At 51.0% G+C, this 13,178-nt stretch carries 10 protein-coding genes; 7 read left to right on the top strand and 3 right to left on the bottom strand.

The genetic code is table 11. The features are described from left to right. Together DHN10_RS19115 and DHN10_RS19110 are read right to left on the bottom strand one after the other, a co-directional pair. Positions 1-213 (bottom strand): DUF3489 domain-containing protein (locus DHN10_RS19115; protein WP_108816933.1); only part of this gene is annotated, 213 nt, incomplete at its 3' end. A gap of 91 nt (positions 214-304) precedes the next feature. Continuing rightward, a complete protein-coding gene (locus DHN10_RS19110) occupies positions 305-508 on the bottom strand; it encodes a hypothetical protein (protein ID WP_108816934.1) in 204 nt (67 codons plus the stop codon). Positions 509-816: 308 nt separating this feature from the next. On the opposite strand from DHN10_RS19110, the gene DHN10_RS19105 reads away from it, so the two are divergent. Next, positions 817-4,752 (top strand): tetratricopeptide repeat protein, encoded by a 3,936-nt coding sequence (locus DHN10_RS19105; protein ID WP_108816955.1) that lies wholly within the window; start codon positions 817-819, stop codon positions 4,750-4,752. Positions 4,753-4,976: 224 nt separating this feature from the next. Then, positions 4,977-5,312 (top strand): hypothetical protein, encoded by a 336-nt coding sequence (locus DHN10_RS19100; protein WP_108816954.1) that lies wholly within the window; start codon positions 4,977-4,979, stop codon positions 5,310-5,312. 227 nt (positions 5,313-5,539) lie between these two features. Here DHN10_RS19100 and DHN10_RS19095 read toward each other — a convergent pair whose 3' ends face one another. After that, a complete protein-coding gene (locus DHN10_RS19095) occupies positions 5,540-6,877 on the bottom strand; it encodes an AAA family ATPase (RefSeq protein ID WP_108816953.1) in 1,338 nt (445 codons plus the stop codon). Positions 6,878-7,215: 338 nt separating this feature from the next. On the opposite strand from DHN10_RS19095, the gene DHN10_RS19090 reads away from it, so the two are divergent. The 5 genes from DHN10_RS19090 to DHN10_RS19070 all read left to right on the top strand — a co-directional run bounded on the left by DHN10_RS19090 (position 7,216) and on the right by DHN10_RS19070 (position 13,140). After that, complete coding sequence (locus DHN10_RS19090; protein ID WP_108816952.1) at positions 7,216-7,575, top strand: hypothetical protein; 360 nt, start codon at positions 7,216-7,218, stop codon at positions 7,573-7,575. A gap of 212 nt (positions 7,576-7,787) precedes the next feature. Next, positions 7,788-8,545, top strand: a protein-coding gene (locus DHN10_RS19085) for an IS5 family transposase (protein WP_108815104.1) whose coding sequence is annotated in 2 segments (ribosomal slippage) — positions 7,788-8,106 and positions 8,106-8,545 — 759 coding nt in all. Because the reading frame shifts where the segments join, the coding sequence is not laid out codon by codon here. 600 nt (positions 8,546-9,145) lie between these two features. Beyond that, positions 9,146-9,328, top strand: a complete 183-nt coding sequence (locus DHN10_RS19080) for a hypothetical protein (RefSeq protein ID WP_108816951.1) — start codon at positions 9,146-9,148, stop codon at positions 9,326-9,328. A 651-nt stretch (positions 9,329-9,979) separates the two neighbouring features. Further along, positions 9,980-11,749: a phosphate ABC transporter substrate-binding/OmpA family protein gene (locus DHN10_RS19075; protein WP_159087099.1), complete on the top strand. Its 1,770-nt coding sequence runs from the start codon at positions 9,980-9,982 to the stop codon at positions 11,747-11,749. A 284-nt stretch (positions 11,750-12,033) separates the two neighbouring features. Next, positions 12,034-13,140 carry a hypothetical protein gene (locus tag DHN10_RS19070; RefSeq protein ID WP_159087098.1) on the top strand — a complete coding sequence of 369 codons (1,107 nt, stop codon included), beginning with the start codon at positions 12,034-12,036 and terminating at the stop codon, positions 13,138-13,140. The last annotated feature ends 38 nt before the right edge of the window (positions 13,141-13,178 follow it).

Here is a 13,178-nt window from a genome sequence, read left to right as displayed (position 1 = left end):
TGCGGACTGCTCAGATGATTGTACCTGGTAGGTGGGGCCCTTGGTCGAGGCGGTACAAATGACGTGCAGCCCACATTTGCGCAGCCGTGAGATCTCCGCACGGATAGTATGGGGCTGCCACGCCAGTTGCTTTTGCAAGGTATCAATTGTTGCACCAGATTTACGGCTGATCAGTTTTGTTAGTTGAGCGCGCTTGGTTGTCGGTTTGGTCATCTCTGTCTCCAGTTTTAGACTGCGGACGATCCGCGGCCTTGTACTGAGACGGGCCCGGGGGTTCCGGGCTTTGTAACTGGCGTTGGCGACGCTACCGATCGAAAGCGCCGCCTAGTTCTTCAAGGATGTTGCTGGCATCTCGATGCAAAGCGCTCAGCTGACCTGCAAGCCTCATCTTCCGCAATCGCGACAAACCTGCCGCCTGCCCCTCGCTGGCAACACCAGCAGCATCTTCAAACACGCAGGTCAAACGCGCAAACGCTGCCGCAAAATCGTATGAGCCGTTCTGTTCCATGGCTCCACACATGCTTGCCGTGCCAACGAAGTCCAGTGGTTTGTTGAAGGCAAGACATTGCAACGGAAGGGGGCGGGAAGCCGTCATTCGCTGTTATCGGCACCGGAAGCTTCGAGAGGCAGCGAAGCAGACATTCGGAAGTCACTTAATTGTTTTGATCCATTAGCAAAACTTGTTAGGAACGCGATCCACTTTGGTGGAACGTGTCTGGCAGAGGCAAAGTAAAAATTGCGCCTCATAACTTCTTATTCTGCCACAAAGCGGTATATGTTGTGTCTGGCACATCCACAACGCGCAGACATAGTATCATGTATTCATCTATCGAACTTCCAAAACCGACAGACGAGCAGGTGCTGGAGCGAGCACCGCTTGAGCTTTTCCGCTGCTACCTAAATGATCCAAATGTCAACATCTATGGTCGGCGGGGGCAAGCACAACAGGGTGTCGACATCTATGGAAAACGAGACGGTGATTCAGACAAACCAGTTGGCATTCAATGCAAGTTGAAGTCTGACGATAAGGAGTTGGATGAAAAGACTATTCGAGAAGAAGTTGGCAAAGCACTCACTTACGAGCCGAGACTTGTAGAATACTTCATCATATCGACTGCTCCTGATGACGCGAAACACCAAAAGTTGGCGCGAATTTTGGAACAGGAGATTAAGAAGGCTTCTGGCCGCGACATTTCAATACAGATCTGGGGGTGGGGAGCGGTTTCCAGAGAGGCCCAACGTTTCGAAGCTGCCTTGAAAGCTTTTTGGCCGGACTACACGCCCTACAGCCAAGGTCTTGAAGAAGGATTGAAAGAGCTATCAGCAGGGCAACTCGAACTGAGAGGCGAGGTCAGAGAAATCGCGGCTGGTATTGCGCATAGTGGCAGTGTTGTCATGGATGTCGGAGATCATCAAGCGGGCGATCCGCTTGAAGCCCATTTGGATGGAGAGATTGACACTTACCGCGACTATTTGACGACCGGACAACCGCAAACTGCTAAGTCGCTCTTTGAAGGCCTGTTGGGCCGTTTAGATTCAAATGCAAGTAATCGACTTCAATTTCGGATCAAAGCCAACATCGCATTTTGCTTATATGAACTTGGCGATGAAGAAAGTGGAAATAACCTAATGCTTGAGGCGTGTGATCATACGCCGAACGCCCCAAAATCAGTTGCTAACAGAGCTTTGGTGCATTTGCTTCGCGGCGACTTTGAAGCTGTCGCAACGATTGCGATGAAAGGCTTAGCAGATGCGCCAGATAACGAAGAACTGGCGGGTTATTTCGTTCAAGCAATGCGCTTCGATTCCGAGATCATGGATCCATTGGCTCTCTTGCCACACGGGCTAACGAAAACAAAGCACGTTGAAATCGCGTATCTCTCCTTTCTTCGCCAAAGGGCAGTAACACCCGAATGGTGGGACAAGGCTGCAGAAGTGTCCAAGAAGTATCCCGATGAAAAGTTCCCAACCCAGACCCATGGTGAGGCTATTCTTGATCGGTTACTAACGGAAGACAAAGTGTTGAACCGGCTTCAAATTTCGGAACAAGGCCTCAAAAGGTTGGAAGAGGCCCGAAATTTACTGCTTGGACTCTGGGATGAGCTTGATTTCACTCAAGCGGTTCCTCAGGTTCAACAATTTGGCTTGTTTACAAACCTCATTTTGGCCTGTGATTTGCTGGGCGACGTCGATGAGGTCAAACGATTGTTGGCGACTTGTCCTCAGGTGATCTTAGACGATAACGACGTTGCAGTCCGCATCGCTCAGATGGGGTTCCACCACGATAATTCTGGCGATTTCAAGGAGGCTATCGACAGGATTACGGACCCCGCCGCGAAATTCCACTTTGAGTTCTATGCCGCACTCGATGAGTCTGACTGGAATAGAATTGTAGCACTCACCAAAGACGGGATAGAATACGCACAAGAATACGAACTTGAACTGGTAACGACGGTCACTGCCATCGCGGGACTGTTAACCTTTCAGGGAGACATCCCAGTTTCTCAAATATTAGAGACCAAAAAGCACGTCAGCCATGATCTTAGAGCACTCGTATTGGTATTCGATGCACTTGTGGAAAAAGGCTTCGAGGATGAGGCAACCGAGCTCTTCACAGAGATTTTCGAAGCAGTCATACAGTCCGATGATTATGCATCTCGTGCAATGCTGGCGCAGCGTGGGGCCAATCGGAATGAATGGGACCGCGTAAGTCAACTATTGGCCGGATATGTCGATGATGAGAAAGACACGAAACTACTTCGGTTGCTGGCGACGGCTTATGTGAACCTCACGCCTGCTACTAAGTCAGCAGTTGGCTTCTACAGAAATTTGTCTCCGGGGCTCGCTCAAAAGCCGTACTACCTAGAGCGTGAAGCGGTCTTCCACTTCAACCGTGGAGCACTTGCGCAATCCGAACGCTGCTATCGCGCAGCAATCGACTCTGCTGACCGCGCTGAATTGGGGTTTTATCTTCCTTTGTTGTCGCTCTTGGTCCGAAGACAAAGACTCGCGGATGTGGCCACTCTAATTGAAGAAATGCTGAAACTAGACCTTAAGGGTGAGCCGATAGAACATATGGGCTTTGCTCAATTTTTGATGAAACATCAGCATTATGAACAAGCCATGTCTGTAGCGTATGCTGCGTTGCATGATGATCCACACGACGCAGCGATACACAGTGCGTATTGCGGGCTAGTGCTTATGAATACTCGAACCGGATCAAACGCTGATATCATTCCAGTCATGGATGAAATCGCACAGGATTGCTGGTTTGAGATTCGGAATGACGAAGGTGAGCGCCATGAATTTTTGATATCAAACGAACCGCAAGCGGAACCTCAGCACTTATTTAAGATGGTCACTGGCACGGACCATAATTTGGTCAAGAAATGTTTGGGTATGAAAGTTGGAGAACAGTTCGAACATTCAGATGGAATGGCGTTACAGACATCCAACTGGGCCATTGTTGGGTTGAAGCATAAATACGCGCAGGCAAGCTACATCATAATGAATGAGTTTGATGTTCGTTTTCCAAACTCCGGCCTCATGGGCAAGATGACGATGGTTGGTGACGATGTTGAACCCGTCCTTAAACACATTCGAGATCATGCCGAACAAAGGAAAAAGGTTTCGGAATATTACACAGATCAAGGTTTTCCGATCAATGTGCTGGCCGCGATGCAAGGCACCTCATCGATAGAATATGCGGGTTACTTGCGAGATTTGGGCAGTGACATCCAAGCATGTCGTGGCTTGCTTGAAGAACGATTGACTGCCCTTGACGCAATTTCCAAAAAACGACTAGAGGGCGTAACCATTGATGCCCTAACCGCTTGGACCATGCATTGGGCGAATGCTTTTGACGTCGTTCAAAAAGTGTTCGGTGAAGTGCGCATTGCGCAGTCCTGTATCGACGAGATTACAAAGCTGGTTGTGGACGCAGAGGAGGCCTCTGGCGGCAAAATGTCGATTGGTTGGAAGGATGGTCGATTTCTAAGAGATGAAGTTTCTGAAGAGGAAGCTCATGATTTCCACAAGAAAATCTCAGCGGTCAGAGACGATATAGTTAATCGATGTGCCGTCGTCCCTAGTGAGGCTCCAGATTTAATCCCAGAGATTTCCAGAACACTAATCGACAACTTTTCAAGTGACCTGTTAGACCCCGCGTTTTGCGCGGCCAAAGGCGGTCTGTTCCTATCAGAAGATCTATTTTACCGTCAAATGATAAAGGCGGAGTATGATGTTACGGGCATTTGGCTACAATCGGTTTACATGTTTGCACTAAACGAGAAGTTGATTGAGTTCGCAGAGTATTGTGATCTGTGCGTAGCGTTGGCCAGCGGTAAGCATGGGCATTTGACCGTTAACGCCCATGTGCTAGTCAGCGTTGGCTTGAGACATGGCGAGGATGACTTCCAGAAATTTGAAGTATTGGCAAATGCAATCGGTATTCGTAATGCTGACATCTCTTCACACTACGAAGTGGCTAGCACGACAATTCGGCAATTGTGGAAAGCGAGGGGGATACCAAAAGCGACGAAGCACAAACTAGTTGGAGCAATGATCTCAAAATTGATCAGGCACCGACCAAAAGACTGGCACCATTTGCTAGCCATGCTTTTTGTCATGATGGGAACCCAGTTCAGAACATTCCTGAATGGTTGGATGGCTGGTCACTTTCTTCCGCAAGAGAAGTTTGACGAGGGTTTTGCCGATATTATTCGTATTGTGATAACGAAACGCTATGGTTGATTTGGTTGGTGCAACGACACTTGATTTGACATTTCGCGTAGGGACGTCCGCTTTCCGTAAGCCGCGTTACGGCAAACCCTTAAGCAATGAATGGCAGGTATGGGCCGGAAACAGACTCGCAGAAACCGAAGCGGCAACGGCCGTTCAGCGGGACTTTGTTGCCGTTGATAGTGCCGCGACAACGACCGCTTTGTACGGAAACTTTGCTGTGGTAGTGATCTATCATGGTAACCATCAGACCCATTGGCGGAGAAACTCCGCTAGAATTTGTTGAGCGAGCAGACTCACTGAAAGTACCGGAGGAAGTGACAAACAAAGTCCTCACGGATCACTTTGGCTATGCGGAGGACGGCGAGATAAAAAAGCTCAAGCTCCAGTCTAAGCCATTTTGGGATCAGTTTTATCGGGATCACGTCGAAGGGATATTTCAAAGAGGTGGCACCCGATATGCTGCACTGAAGTTCGTCCAGAGAAAGAACGACTATGCGGAAGAGCATAGAAGGCTATCCGAGGTCGAGGTTGAGCGAATCGTAGACTCGGCGGGTGATTGGCCTCGTTAACCCGACATTTCGCACAGCAGACACTCGTGCATGTTGCAGCATCGGAGACTTGGGCTCTCCTAACACCTTCGCCGCGATCTGCGCCAAGGGCCGGTCTGGGATGGATCGACTTTCGCTGCGCTTTGCATGAATTGGAACGATGCGGGACGAAGCGGGCTTTCGCTGCAGATGCGCCTAAGTCCGCTTTCCCGATAAACTTGATAGAGACAATTTCAAAACAGTGGGGTCTATGTGTCCGTTATGGTCTCTGCGCCCAATGCCTTCTTCGTGAACGAACCGTCTGACACCATATCGCCCAGTGCTTCGTGCAAATCTGAGAGTGAGACGCTGTCGGAGTCACGAACAATAGCGAACTGACCCATCCGACGGGCAATCTCGCGCATGAAGGCCGCCGATGCACCTTTGCTGCGTTTGACGCACTCTTCTACAACGCCGGGCTCAAGCGTCATATCAGCTTTATAGAGATCAAGAAGACGTGCTCGGCAATTGGCGTCTGGAAGCGGAATCTCGACAGCTTGATCTATTCGTCCGGGCCGATCACGAACCGCTTCTTCTAAAGTTTCCGGTCGGTTGGTGGTCAAGATGAACATGATCTCGGCGTCTTCCGTAAGCCCATCCATGTGGTTGAGCAGGCTATTCAAGAGAAGTTGAGAGCAATCGCCCCTGTCTTCTCGTGTACCAGCCAAGAGGTCTGCGTCTTCAATCACAACGACTGAGGGTTGAAGTGCTCGGGCTATGCCCATCACATCGTCGAAGAACGCCACTTGTTCAGCAGTAACGAGAAGCGAGGTATGACCAGTCATATGGCTCAGAACATATCGTACGAAGTGTGTTTTTCCAGTACCGGGAGGGCCATACAAGAGCAGCCCACGTTTAGTAGAAAAGCCCTTCTTTTTAAGTTTTTCACGTGTTTTGACAAATTGAAAGACCGTTCGGTCTAGAGTTTCCAATGTCGCCTCTGGAAGGATGACATCGTCAAGTGAGGGTTGAGGAAGGTCATGAACCCGGAGAGATCCAAGGCCGCCCATGTAACTACGCTGCGTTTCGAAGGACAACGCCTTGCCTCGATAGACAGACTTTGCATTCAAAGCCTTCGCTAACGCTGCTAGGATCGCCTGCGCTTCTTCGCGACCTCCTGCGGCCTCGGATGCGATAACTTGAGCGTGGATACCGGGGTTTTGTTCCATTCGACCAACTTGACTGATCAAGAGTGCCACCGGCGCGCCTCCAATCTTGAACATCCAAATCCCGCTGACGATACATCTCGCAGCGGTATCCTCGCCAATATCGATATCAAGGTACTCCGGTGCAGAGATCACAGCAGGTTCCCGACGCTCATTTACGAGATAGGAGAAAGTAATTGTCTCGTAGCCACGTCGTGCAGAGATGCCTGCGAATGTTGCACCAGGAAGTACGGTATCAATCGCTGCCTCAAGGTCTGGCTGTACAGTAACCGGGAAGGCTCTTTCAACTGTGGCGAGACTTTCAAGACTACAGTTATCGAAGTGTCGCATTATGCGCTTCATGGCCAGCTCAGGGCCAGCCGTCGAGTTTTGATCTTTCATCGAACCACCTTAACAATCTGCCTCAAGGTCCCATGCATTGCTGGCAAGAATGTGGCGGGCGGACATTCAAACATCGCGCAGCATTGGACACCTTGGGCTCTTCGCGATTATCGGATGCAGCGCAGAATCAGCCCGTTGCGCACCAAGTTGCCTGACACGCCCGGCCCATTGCCGACATTCGACCGGCGGAAAATCGAGCCAACCACCTTCCCGAAAGCCGTCAAGGGTGCAGTTCGCAGCATTTGACCCTGGATGGATGACCGCACCGCGGACATTGCTGCCTTAGAAATTTCTGATCGAGTATTCGCATACAAGACGAAATACGGTATCTCAGCTCCATGAAACTCGAAAATCTATACGAATTAGTCCAAAGTCATTGGCCAGAAAAAATAGCCATCGATGATGCAGTCGTATTTAGTGAAACTTCGGCTCGGTTTCCGCAACTCGTCAAAGCCAACGACCAAGCAGAAGCCGCAGTTGAAGATAGAAATGTCTACAATGACTTACACAATTTGGCTGTTTGGTCGTTTTATCAAGAAATTCACAAAGTTGCTCTGCAATCACACCGGTTGGGCAGGGCGCATCTGAGTTCCACAGATGTTACGATCACGATGTTCGATGTCCGAGTTTGCAAGAATTTAAAGGGCGAAGGTTGGGAAGATGTAAAGGCGTCATACGAGCGCGCGAACTCTGTTTAGAGGTCGTAAAGGGACAGTCAATATGGGCTCGCTGCGGACCTTTGCCGCAAAGTCTTTAGATGGCGCAAGGCGGACGAAGCTGCCGTTTGACTTTCTGGTTGTTATGTCCGCTTTAGGCCATTCGCGGTTGTAACGCTAGGGTCAGGACCCATTAATTGGCTTGATGCTGAATCATTGCTGTGATTCAGGTTCCCCAAATATTGGGGGGAACGATGAGCAATCTCTACTGGCTAACTGAAGAACACATGAAGCGATTGCGACCGTATTTTCCCAAAAGCCGAGGTCGACCACGCGTAGATGACAGGCGTGTATTGAGTGGAATTATCTTCATTAATCGCAATGGTTTACGCTGGTGTGATGCGCCTCCGGAGTATGGTCCACCCAAGACATTGTACAACCGTTGGAAGCGGTGGAGCGATATGGGAGTATTCGCGCGGATCATGACGGGATTGGCGGCAGAGGCGCCCGACCATAAGACCATCTCAATTGACGCGACTTATCTCAAAGCACACCGCACAGCCTCAAGCCTGGGGCTCAAAAAGGGGGGCGCGGACGTCTGATAGGGCAGACCAAGGGTGGTATGAACACCAAGTTGCATGCCGTCACGGATACAAGTGGGCGCCCAATTCAGTTCTTTGTCACCGCCGGTCAGGTCAGCGACTATACTGGTGCCGCGGCCTTGTTGAGCAGTCTGCCAGATGCTGAATGGCTGCTCGCGGATCGAGGCTATGACGCAGACTGGTTCAGAGAAGCCTTAATCGACAGGGGTATCACTCCATGTATCCCTGGCCGTAAGTCACGCAGCAAGACCATCAAATACGACAAGCGCCGCTACAAACGCCGCAATCGGATTGAGAGAATGTTCGGTCGCCTCAAAGATTGGAGACGCATCTCAACGCGCTATGACAGGTGCCCCAAAGTCTTCCTCTCAGCTATCGCTCTCGCCGCAACCGTCATATTCTGGTTATGAGTCTGGAACCTAGGCACGATTTCCCTATACTATTTAGCAGGGAATTTTGGATTGGCATCAGCGAATTGATTTGAGCGAACAGGGAAGGCATACCGGGTCTGATTTTCGCTGTATGGCGAATAGATTGCCCGAAATTCCTGAAGCCGACGTTCGAGCCAAGTGTAGCAAATGACTGAAATGAGTCCAATGTTACCGACACTGTGCTCTGAGTGAATGTCGATTTCGCCGCGCTTTCTTAATTTGGTGCGTACGATTATGAGCGATCTCCGTTACCTTTGGAGGCCGACTGGCAAAAAGCATTGCGCAGCGTGACGACCATCGCTTCGATCGCGGTCAGCGTGCCTGCGGTGCAACACGACGCGGGCGTTATCGATGGTTATGAAAACCGTCCTCAGTCGCTAACTCACGGCACCCCGCCGGAATGGAACTGCGCGCCAACATAGAGATTGCGATACCGTTAGCGACAGCACTGGGCATGCTCGCTGAGGTGTCACATTCGAAGGCCGGATTAAAAATCCATTCTGTCTGACGTCAGCGCTCATGGGGCCAAATGGGTTATCTGCTAAGATACGGTTGGTTGCTCATCGTAGTCTCAAAGGAGTGGACGATGAGAAAGACTACAAAGAGTCCGGCGAGAAGATCGTCAAAGACATCAAGCGCGCGACCCGCAAGCACTATTCGTCGGAAGAGAAGATCCGGATCGTGCAGGACGGCCTTCGTGGCGAAGACAGCAATGCAGAGCTGTGTCGCTGCGCAATACTTGGACCCGACAATTGCACTTAGCCGTCAGAAGATACATCGGAGACTTTTCGCCTTGGGGCGGATCATGCTCAGTCAAACAGCCATAGGATCGGTTACAAGAGGTTCGAACCCTAACTCACATACACCCTCTAGGGAAGTTTGATCTTCTCATCCGACGCCTTCAGGCACTGACGTCAACATACAGTCGAACCTTACAAAAAATTCAACCTCGCGAATAACTCACGAAAAGTTTCGCGGTTCTAAACTGTGCAGCGCTCGAATCGAGCGAAATCTAAAGAGTGAAAATGGTGATTTACGATGTTGTGCCAAATCCGGCCCGGAACTGAGATGAACTTGGTTTGTTTGAGGCCACAAACTGGAAAACTAACAAGTCAGTTTTTGGTTCCGCAGCGCAGGCACAACGGTGGATCAGATCATCAGACGAAAGGCGAGACCCTAAGACGAAACGCGTCCGGTCCGCAAACTTCGGCATCAGATCAGTCCGACAAAGCCCTGCTGGGGCTGGAGTTTTTTGGGACGTGCAGCAACGTAAACCCAAGTTACATCGGTGGTCAGCGAAGCTGCGGCGTCATTCGTTTCCGATGCTCAATCGGGTTATTAAAATTCAGAACGTGTGGAACAGGTATGAGAGTCAACGGGAAGGCAATTTGGGGCTGCGGGCGCCTAAGGCGCATGCTTACTACGGGAATGGTTTCATTGCTGATATCGAGCGTAGCCCTTGCTGATCAAATCTCGCTAAGGTCTGATGATGGCCTTCTTAACATTGAGGGTGAGTTTGTCTCGTTCGATGGAGAGGAGTATGTTGTGCACGTTCCAGGCCTAGGTGAAATGCGCGTCATGTCGAGTTTGGTGGCGTGTTTTGGACCAGGTTGCCCAGACGAGGCATTCGAACCCGGAGGGCAGGTCACCTTAGCCACCAAGGATGGCGCTCACAGTTTTTCCGGTCAGTTGATTGACTTTACTGACGGTGTCTTCACCGTGCAAAGTGCAAACTCTGTCCTTACAGCAAACGTAGATCAGGTGACGTGCACCGGAATAGGGTGCCCGCCGCCGGAGTTGCTCGCCAGCAGCATGAACCTGACTGAAGAGGATGAGGTCGTTGAGGAGTCCACGCCGGTACGCCTTCCAGCGGATCTAGTCATGGTCGGATCAGACAACGTGGGCGAAGACCTGATGCCTTTGGTGATGGAACCATTCGCAGAAATCTTAAATGCCACCGTGTCTGGACCAGTGGAGTTCCCAGATGACATTGCGCAATTTGTGTTCATGCCGATCAGTGGTGGTGCCCCGTTTGTCATTGAGATTGAATCGAACGACTCTGAGATAGGAATTGATCGCCTGATTGACGGCACGGCAGATATAGCCATGGCATCAGGGCCGCCGGACCAAAATCAAATTGCTGCGCTTGCCGCGCAAGGGCGTGGCAACTTGCTCGATGCGTCACAAGAGTACATTGTGGGCGTCGACTCCGTGCTGATGACTGTGCATACGAGCAACCCAGTGGATGCGCTCTCGCGCCAGAGGCTGGTGCAGATTTATACAGATGAAATAGTCAATTGGTCGCAGGTTGGTGGCGCCAATCTACAAATCATGCCTGGCGCACGTGACGGCGGATCTGCGCGCAGGAACTTCGAAAACTGGGCGTTCGGGCAAGGGCGTGATCTATCACCCGGCACCGCCGAACTGGACAAAGGCCGCGACATGCGGGAATTCGTTCAGGACAACCCTGGTGCCATAGGCTATTCCATCAGCGACAACATCGGTGATACCAAGCCGATTGACTTGATCCTTGATTGTGGCGTCGTCACCGAAGCGACACCGTTCAAAAGCAAGGCGGAAGAATACCTGCTTGGCCGACGCATTCGGTTGTATGTCGACAATCAGAATCCCAAGCCAGAGGTACAGCAATTGGTGAGTTTTATGGTTTCGCCGGCAGCTGACCCCTATGTTGCAGAGTCAGGGTATTTCAGTCTTGGTATCGTTGAAGATGATCGCGCCTTGGCCCGTTTGTCCGATGCAGCACTAATCGGGCAACCAGCATCGACCGGCCGTGCCGCGCGCCGCGATGTCCAGACCCAACTCGTTGGTGCTAGTCGTTTGTCGCTGACCATTCGATTTGATACCGACGAGTTCGCCTTGGATAGCAAGGCATTGCGAGATCTCGATCGTCTAGTCAACTACATGGGCCGCCCGGAAAACGCTGACCGTGAGTTCATTTTTGTAGGCTTCGCTGATACGGTTGGACAATATGTTTACAACACTCAATTGTCGCGGAACCGTGCGCAGCAGGTCCTGCAGCGCGTCCAGAGCCATGCCAACGCTGGGCCACTACGCTACATGAACATGTCTACTGTTGGCCTGAGCGAAGCCGGGCCAGTGAGTTGCAATGATGATGCCTATGGTCGTTCACGCAATCGGCGTGTCGAGGTCTGGGTTCGCTAAAGCAAGTCGAAACCAATTCATCAGAACGCAAACAACACCGGGCCGCCACTCACGGATGACATGCTCTTGAGGCGTGCAATCGGCAGCCTACTGGCCCAGCGAACGGATATTGGTTTGCTGGGCTACCAACCCCAAGGCTAGAACGCCAGCATACGCAATCTATCTTTAGTGCGCCGGTTAGGTTGAGGCGAAACCGATGAAAACCAATCTTTCTAACTTCTTACTATGGAGTGATCGCTCCCCGCTCGAACTCTGTTGCCATTTATTTTGAGGACTGTGGTAGAATGAAAAGAAGTAGCAGCAAACTCGTGTTGACCTCCGCTTGCGCCCTACTTTTGTCGTTTCAACAGGCCGCCGCAGACTGCTTGTTACAAGACAGTCGCGTGACTTGCACTGGAGAGGACGACGATGGCTATAGGCACGACCAAGAGAACATCACCGTCGTTGTGAGTGACGAGGCAGCGGTGCATGACCATGGCGATGCAATCAAAGTTGAAGCATCAGGTTTGTCCGTCGTCAATCACGGCACGATTGTCAGCGAACAAAAGGATGCCATCCAGAGCGGCAACGGACTTAGCGTCTACAACCATGGAGCAATTATTGCGGGTGACGAGGGAATTGCTGCCGACGATCCGCCCACTCGACCGTATTCCAACGCCTTTGTATTCAACAGCGGTAGACTGGCCGCCGCGGACGATGCAATCAAAATTGGCGCACGTGGTACGATCGTAAACTTTGGTGTGATTGAAAACACTGGAACTGACGTTGATGATCCGCAAGATGCGATCGACATCGACTCAGGTGTGATCATCAATCAGGAGTCTGGTGTTATCAGGTCTATTTTAGATGCGGCCATCGATTTTGATAGCAGTAATGAGTACGCCCTTGTAACTAACCGTGGCGTCATCGCGGGTAAGGTCGGTGTTCTCACTGATCCCGAGAACTCAGGATCTCAGGAGATTTTGAATATGGGAACTATCGAAGGAACATCGGGTGTCTCAATTCAACTTGGTTCAGGGGAGGACTCGGTTTCCTTAATGTCCGGTGGACGCTTCCTGGGCACTGTTGCTCTTGGTTCTGGTCGTGACGAGTTTCTTCTTGGCGAAGGTTCATTTGGTGACACGTCCATCGATTTTATGGTCGATGGTGGAAGTGGTTTGGGCGATGACCACTTAGATTTGACCGGTTTCGGCACAATCACCGACATAATGGTAACCCGCTCCACCCCAGACACCTTTGATCTATCGGTCGGGTCCAAATCCTCCAACATCATCTTGCGCATTTCCGACTTTGAGCGATTCACGATCAATGGCGCGACGATGTCGCTGTCTGAATTAGTCAGCTTCGAACTGCAGAACTATCTATCTGTTTATGACGCGTCCCGGTTCTAACAATCGGGCGCGCTACGTGGTTCCTTACAGGATACATA

It is taken from the genome of Loktanella sp. Alg231-35, from assembly GCF_900143545.1.
GTDB lineage: Bacteria > Pseudomonadota > Alphaproteobacteria > Rhodobacterales > Rhodobacteraceae > Yoonia.
Note: the sequence above shows the minus strand (reverse complement) of the source record. Positions and strands in the feature narration are given on the sequence as shown.

Bases quoted from the DNA above. Each gene is read 5' to 3' on its own strand.
- DHN10_RS19110 (WP_108816934.1), bottom strand. From the start codon at position 508: ATGGAACAGAACGGCTCATACGATTTTGCGGCAGCGTTTGCGCGTTTG.
- DHN10_RS19105 (WP_108816955.1), top strand. From the start codon at position 817: ATGTATTCATCTATCGAACTTCCAAAACCGACAGACGAGCAGGTGCTG.
- DHN10_RS19100 (WP_108816954.1), top strand. From the start codon at position 4,977: ATGGTAACCATCAGACCCATTGGCGGAGAAACTCCGCTAGAATTTGTT.
- DHN10_RS19095 (WP_108816953.1), bottom strand. From the start codon at position 6,877: ATGAAAGATCAAAACTCGACGGCTGGCCCTGAGCTGGCCATGAAGCGC.
- DHN10_RS19090 (WP_108816952.1), top strand. From the start codon at position 7,216: ATGAAACTCGAAAATCTATACGAATTAGTCCAAAGTCATTGGCCAGAA.
- DHN10_RS19075 (WP_159087099.1), top strand. From the start codon at position 9,980: ATGCTTACTACGGGAATGGTTTCATTGCTGATATCGAGCGTAGCCCTT.
- DHN10_RS19070 (WP_159087098.1), top strand. From the start codon at position 12,034: ATGAAAAGAAGTAGCAGCAAACTCGTGTTGACCTCCGCTTGCGCCCTA.